Here is a 22,010-nt window from a genome sequence, read left to right on the forward strand (position 1 = left end):
CATGCTTAAACAAGAATGGAAGCTTTTCCTTACAAATCGAAAACTGGTCGGTGTGGCAATCGTTTTACTGTTCGTTCCGATTATTTATGGGGGGTTATTCCTTAGTTCTGCCTGGAATCCATACGGGAATACAGGCAAATTACCTGTTGCGGTCGTGAATAAGGATGTGAAGGCGGAATATGAGGGGAAAACCTTAACAGTCGGTAATGAGCTAATCGAGCAATTAAAGGACAATGATGATTTGGAATGGCATTTCGTAACGGAAAAAGCGGCGAAAAAAGGATTCGATGATGGTACATATTATATGGTCGTTACCATTCCGGAAGACTTTTCAAAAAATGCTTCAACCGTCATGGATGATAAGCCCAAAAAAATGAATTTAACGTATGACGTGAATCCTGGACGCAGTTTCGTTTCTGAAACGGTCGGAAAACAGGCAACGAATAATTTGAAAACGGAAATTGCCGAAAGTGTCACAAAAGAATATGCGGAAGCGATCTTCTCACAACTGGATGAAATCGGAGAAGGATTCGGCGATGCAGCAGATGGGGCATCAAAACTGGATGATGGTGCTGAAAAACTGCATGATGGAAACAAAGAAGTGACAGAAAATCTGAATAAATTAGCTTCCAGCACATTAACCTTTAAAGATGGAGCGAATAAACTTCAAGTTGGCGTTGGCGAGTTTTTGGAAGGAGCCAATAAGCTTGAAAGTGGCGCGTCGGAATTAAATAAGGGAATTTCACAATACACTTCCGGTGTCGGTGAGTTGCAAAAGGGTGCGGACGAACTCGCATCAGGCACAGGGGAATTAACTAATAATAGTGAAGCACTTATACAAGGTTCTTCCCAACTGTCCACTGGGCTGGCCAAAGTGGTTCCAGGAGCGCAAACTTTAAATACTGGATTGGCACAAGCGCAAACAGGCAGTGCGAATTTGAATGATGGGTTGAATCAATTATCACAAAATGCAAGCCAGCTGACAGACCAATCGACTGGAATTCCAAAATTGGCAGCAGGTCAGCAGAGTTTAAATGAGGGAATCAATAAACTGGCAGAAGGAGGCCAGGCGTTAAATGACGGCCTGAAAAAAATGGATGGCCAATTACCCGCAGAAGAAAAGCTGAATCAGCTTAAGCAAGGACTGACAAGCATTCAAAGCGGTGTTAATCAATTGCAAGAAGCGGTTCCCGCAGGAAGCAGCGCGTCCGGTACCGTATCCCGCATTACCGAAGACCTCAATAACAGTCAAGCGGCGTTGACGGAACTTCAATCAACGATTGCAAATAATGGCCAGAGCACGATCAATGCCGTTCAAAACACGGAAGCCTTCAAAAGCATGACCAGTGAGCAACAATCCGAATTAATCGGAGCGGTTCAAAATGAACTTCAAAGCCAGGCGGAAGCACAAAAACAAATCGCAGCGACTCTTGCTGCAAGTGTATCCGACTTATCAATGCAATTAAAGGATAAAGTAATGCCTGTATTGAATGGATTGGGCCAGCTTCCGGAACAAGTGGCCAATTTAAATAATGCGGTGAATAAAGTCAATCCAAACGCCGTTTCTGCGTTAAGCGGATATACGGCAATAAGGAATGCGCTGGAAGAACAATTGATTCCTGGTGCGACCCAATTAAATGGCGGCATGAATGAAGCTGTTGAAGGAAGCAATCAATTAACGGCGGCAACACAAAGTTTAAATGAACAGACACCAGAATTAGTGAAGGGGATCAACCAGTTAGCTCAAGGCGGTTCCTCGTTAAATAATGGCCTTTCAAAACTAACTGAGGGATCTGGTCAATTGGTTGATGGAGTTTCACAACTGCAAGTAGGGTCATCCTCCTTTGGAAGTGGTCTTGAGAAGTACGCATTTGGTGTTAGCCAAGTTGGCGAAGGGGCAAGCAAACTTGCTAATGGGGCCAATCAACTGGATGCCAACTCAGCGGCATTGAACGAGGGCTCATCAGCACTTGTTAAAGGCACTGAACAATTGGCAAGCAATCTGCCTACTTTGAGCAATGGAGTCATCCAGCTTGCTGATGGCGCAGGTAAGATCAATGAAGGTTCATCAGCACTTGCTGAAGGTTCCGGTAAATTGGGTGATGGAATCTCCTCACTTAAAGATGGAACGGTCGAGCTTTCGGAAAAACTCAGTGATGGTGCAGAAGAAATAAGTGAAAATAAAACAACCGATGATAATTACAGCATGATTGCTGAACCGACACAGGTTAAAGAACAAAAAAGCAGTGACGTGCCGAATTATGGTCATGCACTGGCTCCTTATGTATTGTCTCTTGGGTTATTTGTTGGAGCTATTGCCTTCAATATGGGATTCCCGACAGGCTTGCCTTCTACTAGGCCTACATCAGGATTTGCATGGTGGTTCAGTAAATTTACGGTCCTATTCATCCAAGCGACGCTTTCTGCATTAGTGTTGGATGCGATCATGATTTGGGGAATGGATTTACAGGTCGAGAATATGGGGCAATTCATTGGGGTTTCCATACTGACTTCCCTTACCTTCATGTTCATCGTTACCTTCTTGACCGTAGGGTTTGGAAATCCAGGTCGTTTATTGGCGATGATATTCCTTGTACTACAGCTAGGTGCAAGCGGAGGGATGTTCCCTGTGGAACTGACCAATAACTTCTTCAGTCATGTTCACCCGTTCATACCGATGACATACTCTGTCATGGGCTTCCGTCAGGCGATGAGTACGAGCCTTGGAGCGGATGCATTGACAACTAGTATAGTGTTCCTTACTGGATGCATCATTGTCTTTAATCTGCTGCTATTGCTGACGATGGTCATCAAGAAGCGCAAAGTACACAATATTGAGATGGATGCATAAACAAATGAAGAAAACCCCCAGTGCAATGCGCCGGGGGTTTTCTTCATTATGATGGTTTATCCTTTTCCTTTTCTTTTTCGATGACTTTCAATCCATTTTCCCCTGAATTTTCAATCACATGTTTAAGGATGGATAATTTGTTATCCCAGAATTGATCGTAAAATGAAAGCCACTGTTTCAATTCTGCTAAAGGTTCTGGCTGAAGTCGAAAGCGTTTCTCTCTTCCTACCTTCCGGCCACTGACCAATTCAGCTTCAGAAAGGATATGAAGATGCTTGGCAATCGCCGTACGGCTCATGGAAAAGTGAGAAGTGATTTCTGAAATGGGTAAATCCCCTTCAGCAAGCAACTGCAGGACCTTTCGGCGGGTCGGGTCGGCGATAGCCTGAAATACATCATGTTTTTCTGTTGCAGACACTTAGCCCTCAACAACCTTTTTAAGTTTTTGATTAACGATCTGTTCCCAGCCATGATTCATTCTATCGCGAATTACTGAGCTTTTTTCGTTCGGTTTCGGAAGAATCGTTTCAGGCTCTTTCCAACCGCCATGAATAAGGGTGAACTCCGTTTTGCCGTCCAGTTCTTTTAAAATGAATGAAATGAACCAACCGTCCGTATCCCAACTGAATGAAAGGCGATAAGGGGCATCTAACTCCATTACCTTACAAGGAGATGGACCGAAGGGTGATTGCATATGGAATTCATGTCCCACTTTTGGTTGAAAATCATTTGGCATGAACCATGAAGCTATGCCCTCTGCAGTTGAAACTGTATCCCAAACTTTTTGGATAGGTGCTTCAAGAATAATCGTCTTCTTGATATCCTGTAATGTATTTTCCATACTGATTCTCCTTTTTAAGTGAAAATATGAAACCAATTGGTTTTGCTTTGTCGATTATATAAAACCTTTTGGTTTCATGTCAATAATTTGTTTCAAGCGATCTCTTTTTATTCATTGAAGAATGTTTAATTTCCCAACTCTTCAATTTGTTTTGCCAATCCTGTTATATTATCGATTGATTTCATTATCTCTGAATCTTCCAATGCTTTAGGATCAATTTGGCCATTCTCAATATTATTCAGATATAATTCAATGCCATCTGAAAGCTGTTGATTTGAGCTGACGATCTTTTCATGGATGCCTTCAGCTATTTTTGGTGGTTCGGTTGCATTGAATTCTTCAATCTCCGTTTTCATCAATTCCAATTCTTTTTCAAGATTTGCTCTTGCTTCGTCATTCGTGACGGCGTCCTGTGACAATGCGGGCACCTCATTGGAAAAATCCTTAACGGTATTTACATATTCCGTCGCATTATCTGCATACTCCAATGATGAATTGACTTCTTCTAAAGCTGAGCATCCGCTTAATGTAAGGATGGACAGTAGGGCAATGGTCATTATTTTTTTCATATGTGCCTCCAATGTGATTTTTTTATAGTAAGGATCAGATGGGCAGAAATCTCTTTTTATAAATCGCTGCAATGGAATTCAGTATGAAGCTGGGGATCTTCTTTGGAAAAAATGACTTCGAATAGAAAAGGTGAAATGCACTTTTCAAGTCGTGCCACTGATTGCAGGATTTCACTTGCTTAAACCTTGCAACGTCAATGATCTTCACCTTTTTTTCAGAAGTGATGAAGATGTTTCGTAAATGGATATCCGAAGGATTCAATCCTTCTTTCCTTGCCAATTGCAGGGCATGGTCTATCTCCGCAATGTTTTCTTCCGTTATCGGGATTCCCAATGTTAAACATTCAAAAAGAGTATTGCCTTCAATGTGATCTATAACCAGGTAATTTACCCCCGCATCATATAGGGTTGGATAGTATTCGATGGATTGGACGGTTTTGTATATTTCAGCTTCAACTTTAGCTGTGTGTGTATGATCCGGGAAAAACACTTTTAGTGCCTTATTGGTGGAATGTATTCGGAATACATATGCGCTTCGGCCTTTTCCGATCAGTGATAAAGATGGGTCGGCATCAAGCAATATATGCTTTTTATCATCGGAAATCTTAACGCTTTGAGCTAATTCATTATAGTTCTGCATACTTTTCACCTCTATTGTGCGATTTTTCGAATCAAAAAAGACGGTATAACCGATTAGTGGTTATACCGTCTTTTAAAAATTAAAAGACCTCACCAAATAATCGGCAAGGTCTTGCAAACAACTAAAATCAGTTGCCAATAAAGCCGAGGATTCAATCCTGTACTGACGACTTTATTGAATAGCTACTCCCCTTAACAGAAGGATTCTTATAAGTTATATACAGTAATTATATAGGTTATTGCATCGATCCGTCAAATATAAGATCGATGCTTACCCTATATATATATTCGATTTAGGCAGAAAGATGCTCGTCTCATCCTTATTTATTTGAGTGATTAGTAATTATATCAATATACTTTATATCCATCATTTGCCTGTCGCGTAAGTTTCGTTGCGAATATTTCTATTAAATTACTTAAATGTCTAATAGTTTACTATTATGTTACAATCCAGTTTATCTCCCTGTAGATCTAAAGGAATATGATATATTTTAAATGAATAAGCATATTTACCTATATTATTATACTAATTTTAACCGATATTTAAATAAATGTTAAAAAAATAATTCTTTAGTAGGGAGAATGAGATGAAGAAATTAATTATACCAACTTTCTGTTTTGCAGTGTTGTCGACAGTTGCTTTCGAAGAAAAAATATCTGCAGCTCCACTACATGCGGAACAGGCCAATATTGAAGACGTCATGTTTGTACAGGTAAATTCCGGATCGCTCAATATGAGAAAAACCGGGGCGGAAGGTGCAAGCATAGTTGCAAAGCTGGCAAATGGCACACAGGTAACGGTGTATGCGGAATCGAAAGGCTGGGCGAAGATCAAAGCCAATGGGAAAGAAGGATATGTCAGTACCAAGTATTTATCGGCAAAAAAGCCGGAGACTTTATCGAAAACTGCAATAACCATTAAAACGACATCGAAGTATGTGAATGTGAGCACAGGTTCACTAAATATGCGAAAAAGCGGCAGTGATAGTGCCAGCATAATCACGAAGCTGACAAGGGGCACACAGGTGACGGTGTATTCGGAATCCAAAGGCTGGGCAAAGATCAAATCCAATGGAAAAGAAGGTTATGTCAGTGCCAAGTATCTATCGACAACGAAGCCTGGAACGGTAACCAAAGCTGCGGCAACCGTTAAAACGACAACGAAATATGTGAATGTGAGCACAGGTTCACTAAATATGCGAAAAAGCGGTAGGGATAGTGCCGGCCTAGTCGCGAAGCTGACAAGAGGAACACAGGTAACGGTGTATTCGGAATCGAAAGACTGGGCGAAAATCAAAGCCAATGGAAAAGAAGGATATGTCAGTACCAAGTATCTATCGGCAACGAAGCCCGGAACGGTAACCAAAGCTGCGGCAACGGTTAAAACGACAACGAAATATGTGAATGTGAGCACGGGCTCACTTAATATGCGGAAAAGTGGAAAAGCTACCGCAAGCATAGTCGCAATACTTTCAAAAGGAACGAAAGTGACGGTATATTCGGAATCCAATGGCTGGGCGAAAATCAAAGCCAATGGAAAGGACGGATATGTCAGCACCAAGTATCTGTCTGCTACAAAGCCAGGATCGGGATCAACGGCAGCCACACCTGCTAAAACGACGACGAAATATGTGAATGTGAGCACGGGTTCACTCAATATGCGAAAAAGTGGGAAAGCTACCGCAAGCATAGTCGCAATACTTTCAAAAGGAACGAAAGTGACGGTATATTCGGAATCCAATGGCTGGGCGAAAGTCAAAGCCAATGGAAAGGACGGATATGTCAATACCAAATATCTATCTGCTGCAAAGCCAGGATCGGGATCAACGGCCGTCGCACCTGAAAAAACGACGACAAAATATGTAAACGTAACCTCTGGAACGCTCAATATGAGAAAAAGCGGTTCGGAAAGCGCCAGCTTAGTCGCGAGGCTTTCAAAAGGAACGAAAGTGACGGTATATTCGGAATCCAAAGGTTGGGCCAAAGTCAAAGCCAATGGAAAAGACGGCCATGTCAGTGCCAAATATCTATCGACAACAAAACCAGGTACGACCGTAACACCTGAAAAAACGACGACGAAATATGTAAACGTAAGCTCTGGAACACTCAATATGAGAAAAAGCGGTTCGGAAAGTGCGAGCATAGTCGCAAAGCTCTCAAGAGGAACTGAAGTGACGGTGTATTCGGAATCAAAAGGTTGGGCGAAAATCAAGGCAAATGGGAAGGATGGGTATGTCAGTACTAACTATCTTTCGACGACAAAGCCTGGAACGGAATCCAAACCATCCATACCTGAAAAAACGACAACGAAATATGTAAATGTCAGCACGGGTTCACTGAATATGCGGAATAAGCCATCAGAAAGTGCTTCCGTCATTGTGAAATTGGCAAGAGGAGTAGAGGTAGATGTCATCTCGGAATCAAATGGCTGGTCAAAAATTAAAGCGTATGGCGGAGAGGGCTATGTCAATACGCAATATCTATCAGCAACTAAGCCTGGTCATTTACCGGGGTTGAATCCAGACGAAGAAGGAAACACGTCAGTTAAATATGTAAATGTGAATGATGGCTCCAGTCTGAATATGCGGTCTGCTGCATCAGCTACGGCTTCAATTATAGCCAAGCTTGTAAACAATACGGCCGTAACGGTTTATTCAGAGTCTAATGGCTGGTCAAGAGTCACGGCCAATGGAAAAACCGGGTATGTCAGTACGCAATATTTAACGGCCAAAGCACCGGAAGGTCCGGGTAGTTCGAATGGATCGATAATCAGGATTGATAAAGAGTATAACCTTACGATGGAAAAGATGGTTGAAATTCAAATGGCCGTAAATGGTCAAACGGATAAAAAGTATAAAACCTACATACGTGAAGATGGATTAACTTTGATCAGTTCATCCAAAGGTACGGTAAAAGGAACCGGATGGCGTGTCAGGGGCGGAGCTGGTTCTAATTATTGGGTAGTCGGTCCTGTCAGCAATAATCAATCATTGAATATTAAATCGAAAGTAAAGGGCTCTGATGGGTACTATTGGTATGAGGTGGACTATAACAAGACATGGGTAAATGCCAGTCCGGAAGATATAGAATATAATCTTAACCCAAATAACTTTGTGAATGATCCAGTCAATTCATTCCAATTCGTCAAGCTTTCCCAAGTCACCAACATGAACGTTTCAGAAGTGAATAATCGAATCCTTTCAGGCAAAGGGATTTTACAAGGCCAAGCTGCAACCTTCACTGCGGCAGGTGAAAAATATGGGGTCAATGAAATCTACCTGATATCACATGCTTTGCTGGAGACCGGGAATGGCACATCACCGTTAGCGACTGGCGTAAAGGTGAACGGGAAAACGGTCTATAATATGTATGGAGTGGGAGCATTTGACGGAACGGCACTAAGCAGCGGCGCTCAATACGCCTATAATGCAGGCTGGTTCACTCCAGAAGCGGCCATCATCGGCGGTGCCGAATTCATCGCCAAAGGATATATCTCCGCTGGACAGGACACGCTTTACAAAATGAGATGGAATCCTACAGCTGCAGAGAAATATGGATATGCTTCACACCAGTATGCCACTGATATTGGCTGGGCAACAAAACAAGTGAAACAGATTTATAATTTGTATAGTTTACTAGATTCCTATAAATTGACGATTGAAGTTCCTAAGTATAAATAGAAAGCAGGAAAAAACACATGAGTCCGACTCATGTGTTTTTTTGCTAATTAGTTTTATCCTTTTCCAGAATACCCTTGACGACATCCTCGATCGTCACCACTCCCAATGCCTTTTCCAAGGCAAGTTCAGCAACTGAAAAGATAGGCTCTATTGCATCTTGTATATTTCTTCCAACAGTGCATGCTGGATTAGGATTTTCATGGATTCCAAATAATTCTTTATCGGAGACAACGTTGACAGCTTGATAAACATCGAGCAAAGTGATATCCGATAATTCCTTGGCCAACGTCGCTCCGGCGATACCCGGCCGAACATTCACTAAACCAGCATTCTTCAGCATGCCGGTGATTTTTCTGATTAAGGCTGGGTTGGTGTTTACACTTTTTGCTATAAAATCAGAAGTGTTAACGCCTTCTTTGTTTATTTCTAAAAGAGATAATATATGGATTCCTACGGAAAAGCGGGTACTGATGGACATCTCTTTTTTCTCTCCTTTAAAATCTCTATTCTTATATAGTATAAATTATTTAACATGTAATTCAAGTGGTTACAAGTTATAATGGCCTGCAAGAATAATATTTATCCATTAACCGTTTCCTTGTCAAGTCACGCCGTTTCTGCAAAGGCAAAAATAAAAGGTATGTGTAATTGACAAACCAGCATGGTGAAACTTATATTATAACGTGTAAATGAATCAGTTACAGGTGAAAGGTGCAGGAAGGGGGAACTTGAAATCTGCCGCTATGGCTGGATAATGAATATGACACAACTACAAGTGATGGAGGTATATGATGGCTAATAAAAAAAAGGGTAATCAAAAACAATCTTCTGCATTCACGTTTTGGATCATCGGGTTAATCGCTGTAATCATTATTGGCTTTATATTTTTGGCAAATGGGAAGGACGAAGATACTGCCGTTAATGAAATCGATTATAAAGCACAGCCTTATTTGGGAGAGAAATCGGCTCCTGTGCAAATTGTGGAATTTGGGGATTATAAATGTCCAGTCTGTAAGACATTCGAGGAGCAATTCTTTCCTTCTATACAAAGTGAATTGATTGATACAGGAAAAGCGCAATTTTATTTCATGAATTATTCGTTCATTAACGTCGATTCAACCAGATCCGCTAAATTCGCGGAAAGTGTTTATCAGGAATTAGGAAATGAGACCTTTTGGAAATTTCATGAACTTTTGTTCGATAAACAGCCAGCTGACCTGAAATATGAAAAGGAAGATGTGTTTACGGACAAGTTCTTAGAAGAAACATTGAAAGAAATTGCAAATGACAAAGATGTGAAAAAGGTCGTTACCTCTTTTAAAGCCGAAAAGTCCGAGGACCGATGGAACAAGGATATGGAGATGGCCGACGAATTGGGCGTTACTGGAACTCCTTCCTTATTTGTCAATGGCAAGAAATTTGAAGGAAATACAATCGATGATTTAGTGAAAATGGTTGATGATGCAGCGAAGGAGAAATAGTGATGAACAAGCCACTATTATTTTCTTGGATCCTATCCATCATCGCCACTGCCGGAAGTCTCTACTTTAGTGAGATTCTCCATTATGTACCCTGCACCTTTTGTTGGTATCAAAGGATTCTGATGTACCCGCTCGTTATCTTATTGGGCCGGGCCTTTTATGAACAGGACCTGAAAATCTATCGATACATCCTCCCATTATCGATTTTGGGCATGGTGGTGTCAGGGTATCACTATAGTCTGCAAAAAATTCCAGCACTACAGCATTTCGAAATGTGCCAAAGCGGTGTTCCCTGCTCAGGTGAGTATATAAATTGGCTAGGATTCATCACGATCCCGTTTTTGGCCTTTATCGCTTTTACGCTCATCACAATCTGCATGGCACTGCTAATGAAAAAGAAAAAAAGCATGTAATTTAAGCGCACCATTCTAAAAGGAATGGTGCTTTTTTTATATATATCGACGAAAATCCGGTTATATCATCGAAAATTGAATTATATCAGCTAAAAACTGGATATATCTCCGAAACTTGCAATATATCGACGAAAACTCCAATATATCTCCGAAACTCCCCAAAATAAAAATGTTGACAAGATGCAACCTGTAACTTATATTATTACATGTAATCAATTTAGTTACAATTAAAGTTTCTATAACAATATATAGGAGGAATTTAATATGAAAATCGCTATTATTGGTGCGAGCGGAAAAGCTGGAAGTCTGATTTTAAACGAAGCATTGACTAGGGGACATGAAGTTACGGCTATTGTAAGGGATGAAGCCAAAGTCCAAATCCAAGGATCATCCGTACTGGAAAAAGACGTATTCGATCTGAAAGCAGAGGATCTTAAAGAATTCGATGTGGTTGTGAATGCCTTTGGCGCTGCTCCGGGGAAGGAACATCTGCATGTCGATGCAGGAAAAATCCTGATTGACGCAATGAAAGGGGCGCCTCAAACTAGACTGATCGTTGTTGGCGGAGCTGGAAGCCTTTTCGTTGACGAGGCAAAAACGATCCGTGTACTGGATACGCCTGAGTTCCCTAAAGAATACTTTGCAACAGCCTTTAATCAATCCAAGAACCTTGGAGATCTGCAAAATGCGACTGGCATCCAATGGACGTTTATCAGTCCTTCCGCCTTCTTTGATCCACAAGGAAATAGAACAGGTGGTTATAAACTGGGGAAAGATAACCTTCTTGTAAATTCAAAGGGTGAAAGCTATGTAAGTTATGCTGATTTTGCCCTTGCAGTACTTGATGAAATTGAAATTCCAAAGCACATCAACCAACGCTTTACCGTTGTTGCCGAAGCTGAATAATTAAGTGGACGTCGCCCCTTATGGTGACGTCCATTTTTTTTCTATTATGTATAACAAATTTTTGCCAAAAATATTGACTGATGTCCATTTTTTGCAGATAATATAGCGATAAAGTCCTATAGAGGCTTTTTTTTATTAATTTTTATTGTTAGATTTTAGTAGAAACATTTAGAATTCCCAACAAAGAAAGAAGGACTATTAGAAGATGAATTGGAAATGTTCTTACGACTCATGGGTGAACTTCGAAGCCCTTGATAATGAAATGAAATCATTACTTAACGAGATGCAAGATGATGAAAAGAATATAGAAGATGCGTTTTATAAGAACTTGGAATTCGGCACAGGCGGTATGCGCGGGGAAATTGGGGCAGGTACGAATCGGATGAATCTATATACAGTCCGTAAAGCAACATTGGGATTAGCCCATTATCTGCAATCGATGGGTGATGAAGCAAAACGCAGAGGTGTCGCGATTGCCTACGATTCACGTTTTAAATCGCCTGAATTTGCCTTGGAAGCAGCCAAAACCCTGGCTACAGAAGGAATCAAGGCTTATCTATTCGATGAGTTGAGGCCAACGCCGGAGTTATCCTTTGCCGTTCGTGAACTGAATGCCTATGCTGGGATCGTTATTACAGCAAGTCATAATCCCCCTGAATATAATGGCTATAAAGTGTACGGGCCAGATGGTGCACAGCTTCCTCCGGCAACGGCTGATGTAGTGATAGAATTCGTGAATGCGATTGAAAACGAACTTGCCATTTCGGTAAAAGATGAAGAGACATTGAAAGCGCAAGGCCTCATTGAGATTGTCGGAGAGGAAATCGATACCGCTTATAATGATAAATTGCTTACTGTGCCCGAAAACAAAGATTTAAGTGAAGAAGTGGATGTGACAGTTGTATTCACACCGCTTCATGGCACGGCAAATAAGTCTGTCAGACGTGCTTTACAAGATTTGGGATACGACAAGGTACACGTTGTAAAAGAGCAGGAATTGCCTGATCCCAATTTTTCGACAGTTCAATCCCCGAACCCGGAAGAGCATGCAGCTTTTGAAATGGCCATTGAATTAGGAAATGAAGTATCTGCAGACCTTTTGATCGCAACAGATCCGGATGCAGATAGACTCGGTATCGCAGTTAAAAATAAAGATGGCGAATATGTGGTGCTTACAGGTAATCAAACAGGTGCACTAATATTGGATTATCTTTTAAAAGAAAAGAAAGCGAAAGGCACTTTACCTTCCAATGGAGTTGTCTTAAAAACGATAGTAACTTCTGAAATTGGGCGCAGAATCGCTAAGGAATATGGTTTAGGGACCGTTGATGTATTAACGGGTTTTAAATTCATCGCTGAAAAGATCAATGAATATGAGGATAGCGGCAAGCACACGTTCTTATTCGGATATGAAGAAAGTTATGGCTATTTAATCAAGGATTTTGCCCGTGATAAAGATGCGATCCAAGCGGCCATTCTTGCGGTGGAGGTTTGTGCCCACTATAAAAAACAGGGCATGGATCTATATGAAGGATTGCTTACCATCTTTGAAAAGTACGGGTATTATCTGGAGGGACTTCAGTCATTGACCTTAAAGGGGATTGAAGGCGCCGGGCAGATTCAAGGGATACTGAATCAGTTCCGTGAGGCTCCTCCAAAGCAAATTGCCGGAAAAGCTGTAACGATCCAGGAGGATTATCAAAGCGGTGTGAAGCTGACGGTGGGCACAAATAAGGAAGAAGTAATTGATTTACCTAAATCAAATGTAATTAAGTACTTCCTTGAGGATGGCACATGGGTATGCTTGCGGCCATCTGGTACAGAACCTAAAATCAAATTCTATTTTGGGATCCAAAGTGAAACGATGGAAGAAGCCAAGTTGAAATTGAAGCAGGTCATGAATGCTTTCATGGAAAATATTCATGGTATGATCAATGGTGCTAAATAAATAATCCTAAGCCCTTGGACCTATCAGTCATATAAATAAGAAAAATGAGGCCTTTTCCTGAAATATCAGGTAAAGGCCTTATTTTTTTCAAGAAAAAAGCGGGCTATTGCATTACTTGGAAGTTTAATTTATGGATGCGTTTACAAAAGAAGGAATTTTTCTGTTAAGATATTTACAAAAAACGAGTCTATGTTACTATGAAAAGGATGATTCAGAAAAAAATGGGGTTTTTTGTAGATTTATCTTAATATGAAGGAGTTACAAAGAATGAAAAAAGTTAAAAAGGCCATTATACCTGCAGCGGGACTAGGCACTAGATTCTTGCCCGCAACGAAGGCTATGCCTAAAGAAATGCTGCCAATAGTCGATAAACCAACTATACAATATATTATAGAAGAAGCCGTGAAAGCGGGAATCGAAGATATAATCATTGTCACTGGAAAGAATAAACGAGCAATAGAAGATCATTTTGATAATGCTTACGAACTAGAGAATAACTTGAGTGAAAAAGGGAAATTCGATTTATTGGAGAAGGTGCGATACCCATCCAATTTAGCTAATATCCATTACATTAGGCAAAAAGAACCGAGAGGCCTCGGACATGCTGTATGGTGTGCACGTAACTTTATTGGTGATGAGCCATTTGCCGTCCTTTTAGGCGATGATATCGTTGAAAGCGATGTTCCTTCTCTACGCCAATTAATCAACGAATATGATGCGACAGGTTCGTCCATCATTGGGGTGCAGCCGGTAAATGAGAGCGAAACGCATAGATATGGCATCATTGACCCGCTTACGCAAGAAGGCAGAAGATACGAAGTGAACCGTTTCGTCGAAAAACCAAAACAAGGAACGGCACCATCCAATCTAGCCATCATGGGAAGATACATACTGACTCCGGAAATATTCGATTTCCTGGCCAAGCAGGAAACAGGGGCCGGCGGTGAAATCCAGTTAACGGATGCCATCCAAAAACTGAATGAAATCCAAAAGGTCTTCGCTTACGATTTTGAAGGAAAACGCTATGATGTCGGTGTTGTCGATGGCTTTGTGAAAACGACAATTGAATTTGCCCTGCAACGTCCCGATTTAAGAGACGACATCATAAAAGTAATGGAAAATATCCTCGAAATGCATAAGGCAGTGGACAAATAGACTCTTACTGCCATTCATAATCTTTTAATTTAATGTAGTAATCATCTTTAGAAAATCTCCAACTATTGATCATTCATAGTTGTTATTTTTGGTTAATGAAAGGCAAACATAATTTTGAATGGTGAATATAAATCCATAAAAGGGGATGCCTATTTAGTGAATAAGAAGGTAATAAAAAGAAAAGTCGATTTCCTTAAACAACCTATCGCTAATTTTCTATTAAAGGAAAATCATAAGCGCGTAAATAGATATGCAAAGTATTATGAGACATTAAGCGTGCAAAAAAACACGATTCTATATGAGAGTCGTGATGGAAACAGTATGACTGACAGTCCGTACGCGATGTTTAAATATATGCTGGAAAATCAAGGCTATCAAGATTTTATGCACATATGGTCCATCCAGGATTTCAGCGTCCTCTCAGGTGTAATGGCAAAGTATAAGGATATGCCGAATGTTCAATTCGTTCAGCGTAATTCAAAGGAATATTTAAAATGGTTGGCAACAAGTGAGTATTTAATCAATAACTCCACATTCCAGTCTTTCTTCATCCCTAAAAGCGATCAAATTTACATCAATACCTGGCATGGAACGCCCCTTAAGAATATGGGCTTTGATATACCGGGTAATCCTTCGGTCTCTCAAAACGTTGTCAGGAACTTTTTGAGTGCAGATTTCATTTTGAGCCCTAATGCCCATACTACCAACATATTTACACATAGCTATAAGTTAAATGGATTGTATAAAGGTGAAATTATAGAAGAAGGATATCCGAGGATCGATTTGACGCTGAATACGAATCCAGGTGAGTATAAGGATTATCTAAGGACTCTAGGTTTGAAAATCAGTGATGCTAAAGAAAATATTTTATATGCCCCGACTTGGAAGGGGACGAACCTTGCCAAAGTGGATAACGATCTTCTTCAAATCATTGCGGATATTAACTATTTACAAAGTCAAATCGGTGAACAATATAACCTATTTATTAAGGTGCATCCATTTCTATATAAAGAAGCGGCCAAGCATTCGGAAATCAAGGATGTGCTAATACCTGACTATGTGGATACAAATGAATTGCTTGCTGCAGTTGATTTGCTTATCACGGATTATTCCAGCATATTCTTTGATTACCTTGTTACCGATAAGCCAATTCTATTTTACACATGGGACACGGACGTTTATGCAGAGCAAAGGGGACAATATCTCCAAAATGACGAACTTCCGGGACCGCTGCTTTTTAACTCAAAAGAACTGGCACTAGCCATTAAAGATATTAAAAATGTGGAATTGAGATATTCCGATAAATATAAAAAAATGCAGGGGAAATTCACGAACCATGAGGATGGAAAAGTAACAGAAAGAATAGTCAATAATATTTTCAATAAGTCTACGAAACAACTAAATACAATTACCGGGCTGGATTCCGCAAAGGAAAAAATATTGATTTATCCGGGCGGATTGAGGGATAACGGAATTACATCCTCATTCCTTAACTTAATGAATAATATTGATTATGATAAATATGATGTCAGCTGTTTTACTGCCACCCCTCACTCGTACGAGGTTTTGAAAAATATGGGCAAGGTCAATAAGAATGTGCGTTTTCTATTCAAACCTGGCTTGCCTGTGTATAAATTTTTGGAAGTCTACAAAGACAAATTCATCCATAACAGAGGGGAAAGAGGTTTCTTAGGGAAGAAGCTTTACCCGGAAAATGCTTATATTAGGGAGCATGCACGTTTATTCGGTAAAACAAAGTTTGATTTTGTTATCGATTTTAGCGGTTATAGTCATTATTGGGCTAAATATCTGCTGGCGGCAGATGCAAAAAAGAAAGTTTGTTATATGCACAATGATTTGCTTTCTGATAGTGAGCGCATCATTAATGGAAAAAGACCTCACCGTATCAATCTAAGAGGGATTTTTTCGGTATACAATCGATTTGATAAGCTAGTAAGTGTTTCTAAGGGAACGATGGAATTAAACCGAAAGAATCTATTGGAGTATGCAGACTTCGATAAATTTGATTATGTAATGAATTCTATCAACCCGGATAAAATCCTTCAAATCGAGTCAAATGAATCTGAAGCTATCGAGCATGATGAAAAGGCAATGATCACAGAAAACTTCAAAGCAAGGGCGATATTAACCGATGTCAAGGATAATCAAGTTTGGAATACCCTTCCTGGAATCCCGAATTCAATCCAATTTCCACTGGAAGAACGATTTGAAGGTGCTGAAATCGTCATTTCGAGAAAAGCCCATGCTGATCAAAAGACATTTTACAAATTCAGTCATGACAATCAAATAATAGGCTGGATTAGTGAAGAAGCTGTGGAGCTGTTGCCAGACAGCATCATTTATGAAAAAGAAGTGGATAAAATTGCAAGGTTAGTAAGACCTCGATCGAACTATATTTGGTCCTTGCCGTATAAAGTCGAAGGAACGTACAAAGTTTCCGGCAGTCATGATTTTAAAGGAATCATTGTAAAAGTCGATAGGGAAGCAAAAACCCAGCATTCGATTTATAGCAGAATATCTGTAAAAAACAAGATAATAGGCTGGATAGATAATTCTGCTTTATCCATGCTTGAACATTGTACAATCAATGAAGATATGAGCTTTAATGACAAGCTGCAAATCATGATGAAAAGAAAGTATATAATATCCAGAAACTATAAAAACAATAAAAAGTTCATTGATAAGATTGAGAATAGAACGCTGAAGGAAATAAACACCGGTAATCAGAAGTATGGTAAAATAACTAACCCGGAAGACCATACAATCTGGACGAAGGCATATCCGAACTACAAGGCTAAAAGAGTGAGCAAGGCAATCGATTTTGAAGGGCAAATCGTCAGAATCGTAAAGTATAACAGAACCAACAAAGGCGGCTATTACCTTTTCGAAATCGATAATAAGAGAATAGGCTGGTTAAATACGGGGGCATTCGAAATCATAGAAGAGCCAATCCTGTTAAAAGAACGGGAAGTGCGCGGCACTGCCGAAATTAACTTAGGCGATTACCATATTTGGGATAAGCCTTATGGGCTGCAAGATGCCATGGTCTTGGAAAATGGACCAACCTTTAATGGCCGGATCGTGGAATTCGATAAAGAAGCGGTTACTCAACTTGGTACTTATTCCTATATATTATTGGACGGGATATCTATTGGTTGGATTGATAATCAGGCGTTAATCGTACAAGAGGTGCATGGATTGGAAGTGAATGATCAATTCGTTCCATATCCTGATAAAAATGATTTTAACTTTGTCAATATGGGAAGATTATCCCCAGAAAAAGGGCAAGATAATTTGATTCGTGCATTCGCAGGCTTTCATGAAAAAAACAAAAATAGTAAACTGTATATTTTAGGACAAGGACCTTTAAAGGAAGATTTGCAGGCAATCATTGATGAGCTGGGCTTAAATCATTCCATTCATCTTTTAGGCCAGCTTGAAAATCCATTTTCGTTCATGGAAAAATGTGACTGCTTCGTTCTTTCCTCACATTATGAAGGGCAGCCTATGGTATTATTGGAAGCAATGACTTTAGGAATGAAAATCATGGCTACTGATATAGTGGCTAACCGAACCGTTTTGGAAAACGGTAAATATGGTTTACTTGTCGAAAATAGCATAGATGGACTGGAAAAGGGCTTATCTACTATGGTAAATAATGATAATCCTGAACTAGCGAAGTTTGATTACACCCAATATAATGGATTGGCCATGGAAACCTTCAATAAATGCTTATAAAATGATGGGTTCTTTATAATTAGTAGAGCCTTACATATATAGGTTGCGAGATTTGGCAATGATTCATTTAAGCTTACAGTAAAAGGAGAAATTCTATATGATTTTGGTCGTTGGCGGTGCAGGATATATTGGAAGTCATCTTGTAAAAGAGTTAGTGAATACTGAAGAGGTAGTCATTCTAGATAATCTCTCAACCGGTTTTCGTTCGCTGGTTGATTCGAAGGCCATCTTGGTGGAAGGGAATTTAGGGGACGAGGAAGTTTTGAATGAAATATTCCTTAAGTATCCCATTAAAGCTGTTATGCACTTTGCCGCTAATAGCTTGGTTGGGGAGTCTGTTCAAGATCCCTATAAATACTATGATAATAATGTAGGTGCAACTCTTACATTATTGAATACCATGCTCAAGCATGATGTTAAGAATTTCATTTTCTCATCAACGGCAGCTACGTACGGGATACCAAATGTTGATATGATAGATGAAGATCAGCCAACCAATCCTATTAATCCATATGGCCGCTCGAAATTGATGGTAGAGCAGATCTTAGGGGACTTTGCAAATGCATATGGAATTCATTATGTCGTCTTGCGTTACTTTAATGCGGCTGGAGCACATGCGTCGGCAGAAATCGGTGAAAGTCATGATCCGGAAACACACCTGATTCCTATTATTTTACAGCATTTATTAGGTCAACGTGAGAAGATTTCCGTGTTTGGAACGGACTATGACACAGAAGATGGCACTTGCATTCGTGACTATATCCATGTAACGGATTTAGCACAAGCTCATATAATCGCCCTTCAAGCCCTATTATCCGGGAAGAAGGATACGGCCACCTACAATCTTGGGAATGGAAAAGGATTTTCGGTTAAGGATGTAATCGACACTTGTGAAAAGGTCACAGGAGTAAAACCGACCATAGAGTATGCAGAACGTCGCCCTGGAGATCCAGCCCGTCTGGTTGCTTCGGCAAATAAGATATATGAAGAGCTTGGATGGAAAGCATCGATAGATTTGGAAGAAATCATTGAAAGTGCGTGGAAATGGCATAAATCTCAAATGAATTAATGGTCCCTTGGGACGCGAAAATCGTTTCAGACTGCAGGCAAACTCGAAGAAAATCGAGTTTGCCTGCAGTTTTTTTATTTGTAAAAAGGTTGCAGTTGATTTCAGAAATCCGCTCCCTTTTTGATTCTATGTTTGTTTAATTAATTATCGTTATTAAACAGACAAGTTTAGCATTAGCATTGGTATTAATATCTATATCTATATAACTTTGTAAGCTCACAAATGTTTTTAAGGGGGGATAGCTTGTCCATCGAGCCTGCTTGACGGTTGCTTGATGCAACCTCTAAAACTTACAGTAGCGCCTTCGGGTAGAAGGTTCCTGAGCATAGGGGATAAGACTGCCTTCCAGCCGTTTCAATGCTTCACCTCAGCAAGTCAAAAACCCTAAAACCAGTCAAGCATAATTAGCTAAATAGTTGAAAGAATTGTTGTTAAGATAACGGGGGTTAGGCATTACCACTACATAATCTTATATTTACTATATAAGGGTAGCGTCAGGAAAATGCGGATTTACAAGGTTAAGCACATTTTCCGGACGCTACCCCTATATATCTTTGGCACATTAAGTTTAACTATAGCATTGAACGCGACTTTAAAAAACATGTATCAAATGTTTCCCCACTTTGAACCCCAGAAATATGATCTAGGAACAGCACATAGAATAGTATAGAAATACTGCAGCTAATACTGGACATGGAGGGGATGTATTTATATGAGTACCAGAATAATCCGGCAGCTGATAAGGTCAAGGCAACAGGAATTAGTCGAACTTGCTGCTTCATTTATTCGAATTCCAACTGAAAATCCATCGCCCGAGTTTATGAAGCAGTCAGCAGAAATGGGACGCCATATTAGCCGATACCTAGCAGCAAAAGGGTTCTTGATTACCGAGCACCGCCGTAGCGAAAATGCACTGGTTACCGTGGTCTGTGATGCTCCCTTAACCAGGGTACCTGGTCCACGGCTCCTATTTTGTGGACATACAGATGTCGTACCTGCAGGCGATTGTTCAGATTGGACCTTCGATCCATTCTCAGGAGAAGTCAGAGCAGGTATGCTTTTGGGTAGGGGAGCCTCCGATATGAAAGGAGGCTTGGCATCACTGATTTTTGTGGCTGGACTACTTCAGGAGTTCGCCTCCACTCTTAATTTGAAAGGTAGCTTAGGAGTTATTGCCTCTCCGGATGAAGAGACTGGCGGCATTGAGGTGGCCTCGCTCCTGGATCAAGGATTGATTAAGGGTGATGCTTGTCTGATTGGTGAACCAACGGACCCCCACCATCCGAATGCCGGTGAAAAGGGCAAGGCATGGATGCAGGTGATCATACCAGGTCAGACAGATCATGGCAGCCTACAACCGCTTTATGGAATCTCCGCCGTACGAAGAGGGGCAGCCGCGGTCGATGCACTAACCAAGCTATGGGAGCTCAAGGCAACGCCTCCGGTAGAGCCTTGTCAACTTTTGTACAATACTGAGTGGCTCCTATCTCAGCGTCTAGGAAATCCCTTACTGTCACAGTTACTTTATCGTCCCTCTTACAATCCAGGTGTAATTCAGGGAGGAACAAATGTGAACGTCGTCGCAGACAAGTGTATCATTAAAGTGGATACCCGGGTTCCATTCGGTATGAAGCCCGAGTTTGTACTTGATGTCGCTAGGAATCTTGTTAGTGCTGTAGCGCCAGGTGCGGTTGTAGAGCCAATGGTACCCTGTACTAACCCGAACTGGACCTTAGAGAATCGTCCAATTGTCAGGGCCATAGAACTAGGAATCCAGAGTGTCCTTGGAATGGAGGAACCCGCCTTCAGCGTACTTTTGCTTGGTTCAAGTGATGCCAGTCACTTCCGGCGCCATGGCATTGATACCGTCCTTTACGGTCCTGGGCTGGAACACACTATCCATGGGTACGATGAGCGGGTTTCAGTGGAGAACTTAGTAGAATCTGCCGAGATATATGCTGAGACGGCAGTCAAATATCTTAGGTCATTTTAAATCTATTTTCACTAAACTTTTTGCAGGTTAATGATGGAGGGTATACTGCACGTGCTACTGTTAAGGTTCTCTTTCAAGGTGTATATGGTGGCGGTTATTGGTGGGAATATTTATATACTCGTTGGTATTAATTCTTTAGTTCAATGCTAAACTAAATATATTAATAGCGTGTTTTGATCAAACTTTGTTTCAAATTTACATGAAGACCAAAAGATAAAAAAAAGAGCCTGGAGCAGAAAAACCGCTTCAGGCTTTTTTCTTTTTGGGAAAAGTGGGAATTCCTTTTTTCTCGATTTTCCTCTAGACGATAATACAAAGTTTGATATACTAACCGAATTCCTAAAAGGAGATAGTTAAATGAAAGTTGTATTAAAGTATTTAGTATTAATTATATGGTTAATCATATTCATTCGCTATTTTACTGAATATATGCCACATAATGTTTATATATATTTGTTAATCATACCGGTTTATATAATAAGTCACACAATATTTAATAAAATATTCGCAACCAGTAAACGGCCAAAAATATAAATGAAAAAGGAGTCGTTTTTCCAAATGACGGCTAAAAAGAAGAGATATCGCAAACCTCGCCTGCGATTCATAAAATCGGAGCTTGCAAGTGAGATTCTTATTTGTCCATAAATAAAGTGGTGAAAGTTTAATCCTAAAACTTCCACCACTTTTTATTTTCTTCTTTGTCTTC

The 22,010-nt window shown here is 40.3% G+C and carries 15 protein-coding genes; 10 read left to right on the forward strand and 5 right to left on the reverse strand.

All coding sequences use genetic code 11. From position 1 onward, the window contains the following. Window position 1: 1 nt before the first annotated feature. Window positions 2-2,851, forward strand: a complete 2,850-nt coding sequence (locus ACWF5P_RS14895) for a YhgE/Pip family protein (protein ID WP_434169601.1) — start codon at window positions 2-4, stop codon at window positions 2,849-2,851. A 46-nt stretch (window positions 2,852-2,897) separates the two neighbouring features. Here the strand turns inward: ACWF5P_RS14895 and ACWF5P_RS14900 are convergent, their stop codons facing one another. The 4 genes from ACWF5P_RS14900 to ACWF5P_RS14915 all read right to left on the reverse strand — a co-directional run bounded on the left by ACWF5P_RS14900 (window position 2,898) and on the right by ACWF5P_RS14915 (window position 4,901). Then, window positions 2,898-3,269 (reverse strand): metalloregulator ArsR/SmtB family transcription factor, encoded by a 372-nt coding sequence (locus ACWF5P_RS14900; RefSeq protein ID WP_434168484.1) that lies wholly within the window; start codon window positions 3,267-3,269, stop codon window positions 2,898-2,900. Further along, the gene (locus tag ACWF5P_RS14905; RefSeq protein WP_101225029.1) at window positions 3,270-3,698 is read right to left on the reverse strand and encodes an SRPBCC family protein; all 429 of its coding nucleotides are present in this window, start codon (window positions 3,696-3,698) and stop codon (window positions 3,270-3,272) included. A 119-nt stretch (window positions 3,699-3,817) separates the two neighbouring features. Continuing rightward, window positions 3,818-4,261, reverse strand: coding sequence for a DUF6376 family protein (locus ACWF5P_RS14910; RefSeq protein ID WP_101224809.1), 444 nt, complete (start codon window positions 4,259-4,261; stop codon window positions 3,818-3,820). 34 nt (window positions 4,262-4,295) lie between these two features. Next, on the reverse strand, window positions 4,296-4,901 hold the full coding sequence (locus ACWF5P_RS14915) for a protein kinase family protein (RefSeq protein WP_101224808.1): 606 nt from the start codon (window positions 4,899-4,901) through the stop codon (window positions 4,296-4,298). Window positions 4,902-5,487: 586 nt separating this feature from the next. On the opposite strand from ACWF5P_RS14915, the gene ACWF5P_RS14920 reads away from it, so the two are divergent. Next, entirely contained in the window at window positions 5,488-8,580 is a 3,093-nt protein-coding gene (locus ACWF5P_RS14920) for an SH3 domain-containing protein (protein ID WP_452445015.1), read from the forward strand. A gap of 43 nt (window positions 8,581-8,623) precedes the next feature. On the opposite strand, the gene ACWF5P_RS14925 is transcribed toward ACWF5P_RS14920, so the two are convergent. Then, window positions 8,624-9,058, reverse strand: a complete 435-nt coding sequence (locus tag ACWF5P_RS14925) for an Rrf2 family transcriptional regulator (protein WP_434168486.1) — start codon at window positions 9,056-9,058, stop codon at window positions 8,624-8,626. Between the two features lie 313 nt (window positions 9,059-9,371). Between ACWF5P_RS14925 and ACWF5P_RS14930 the strand changes: the two genes are divergently transcribed. From ACWF5P_RS14930 to ACWF5P_RS14965, 8 genes are all read left to right on the forward strand, one after another. Further along, complete coding sequence (locus ACWF5P_RS14930; protein WP_230177788.1) at window positions 9,372-10,061, forward strand: DsbA family protein; 690 nt, start codon at window positions 9,372-9,374, stop codon at window positions 10,059-10,061. Between the two features lie 2 nt (window positions 10,062-10,063). Beyond that, window positions 10,064-10,474 (forward strand): disulfide oxidoreductase, encoded by a 411-nt coding sequence (locus ACWF5P_RS14935; RefSeq protein WP_434168488.1) that lies wholly within the window; start codon window positions 10,064-10,066, stop codon window positions 10,472-10,474. A 264-nt stretch (window positions 10,475-10,738) separates the two neighbouring features. Then, entirely contained in the window at window positions 10,739-11,380 is a 642-nt protein-coding gene (locus tag ACWF5P_RS14940; protein WP_260356576.1) for an NAD(P)-dependent oxidoreductase, read from the forward strand. Between the two features lie 205 nt (window positions 11,381-11,585). Then, window positions 11,586-13,328, forward strand: coding sequence for a phospho-sugar mutase (locus ACWF5P_RS14945; protein WP_452445017.1), 1,743 nt, complete (start codon window positions 11,586-11,588; stop codon window positions 13,326-13,328). Window positions 13,329-13,595: 267 nt separating this feature from the next. Next, the gene (gene galU, locus ACWF5P_RS14950) at window positions 13,596-14,483 is read left to right on the forward strand and encodes a UTP--glucose-1-phosphate uridylyltransferase GalU (protein WP_101224801.1); all 888 of its coding nucleotides are present in this window, start codon (window positions 13,596-13,598) and stop codon (window positions 14,481-14,483) included. 156 nt (window positions 14,484-14,639) lie between these two features. Next, on the forward strand, window positions 14,640-18,242 hold the full coding sequence (locus ACWF5P_RS14955; RefSeq protein WP_452445018.1) for a CDP-glycerol glycerophosphotransferase family protein: 3,603 nt from the start codon (window positions 14,640-14,642) through the stop codon (window positions 18,240-18,242). A gap of 97 nt (window positions 18,243-18,339) precedes the next feature. Then, window positions 18,340-19,311, forward strand: coding sequence for a UDP-glucose 4-epimerase GalE (gene galE, locus ACWF5P_RS14960; RefSeq protein ID WP_434168491.1), 972 nt, complete (start codon window positions 18,340-18,342; stop codon window positions 19,309-19,311). A gap of 712 nt (window positions 19,312-20,023) precedes the next feature. Further along, window positions 20,024-21,304, forward strand: a complete 1,281-nt coding sequence (locus ACWF5P_RS14965) for a M20 family metallopeptidase (RefSeq protein WP_452445019.1) — start codon at window positions 20,024-20,026, stop codon at window positions 21,302-21,304. Window positions 21,305-22,010 lie beyond the last annotated feature (706 nt).

The organism is Peribacillus sp. NPDC055009, assembly GCF_053608705.1.

What these genes read in the sequence shown, in the direction of transcription:
- ACWF5P_RS14895 (WP_434169601.1), top strand. Translation starts at nt 2, where the DNA reads ATGCTTAAACAAGAATGGAAGCTTTTCCTTACAAATCGAAAACTGGTC.
- ACWF5P_RS14910 (WP_101224809.1), bottom strand. Translation starts at nt 4,261, where the DNA reads ATGAAAAAAATAATGACCATTGCCCTACTGTCCATCCTTACATTAAGC.
- ACWF5P_RS14915 (WP_101224808.1), bottom strand. Translation starts at nt 4,901, where the DNA reads ATGCAGAACTATAATGAATTAGCTCAAAGCGTTAAGATTTCCGATGAT.
- ACWF5P_RS14920 (WP_452445015.1), top strand. Translation starts at nt 5,488, where the DNA reads ATGAAGAAATTAATTATACCAACTTTCTGTTTTGCAGTGTTGTCGACA.
- ACWF5P_RS14925 (WP_434168486.1), bottom strand. Translation starts at nt 9,058, where the DNA reads ATGTCCATCAGTACCCGCTTTTCCGTAGGAATCCATATATTATCTCTT.
- ACWF5P_RS14930 (WP_230177788.1), top strand. Translation starts at nt 9,372, where the DNA reads ATGGCTAATAAAAAAAAGGGTAATCAAAAACAATCTTCTGCATTCACG.
- ACWF5P_RS14935 (WP_434168488.1), top strand. Translation starts at nt 10,064, where the DNA reads ATGAACAAGCCACTATTATTTTCTTGGATCCTATCCATCATCGCCACT.
- ACWF5P_RS14940 (WP_260356576.1), top strand. Translation starts at nt 10,739, where the DNA reads ATGAAAATCGCTATTATTGGTGCGAGCGGAAAAGCTGGAAGTCTGATT.
- ACWF5P_RS14945 (WP_452445017.1), top strand. Translation starts at nt 11,586, where the DNA reads ATGAATTGGAAATGTTCTTACGACTCATGGGTGAACTTCGAAGCCCTT.
- galU (WP_101224801.1), top strand. Translation starts at nt 13,596, where the DNA reads ATGAAAAAAGTTAAAAAGGCCATTATACCTGCAGCGGGACTAGGCACT.
- galE (WP_434168491.1), top strand. Translation starts at nt 18,340, where the DNA reads ATGATTTTGGTCGTTGGCGGTGCAGGATATATTGGAAGTCATCTTGTA.
- ACWF5P_RS14965 (WP_452445019.1), top strand. Translation starts at nt 20,024, where the DNA reads ATGAGTACCAGAATAATCCGGCAGCTGATAAGGTCAAGGCAACAGGAA.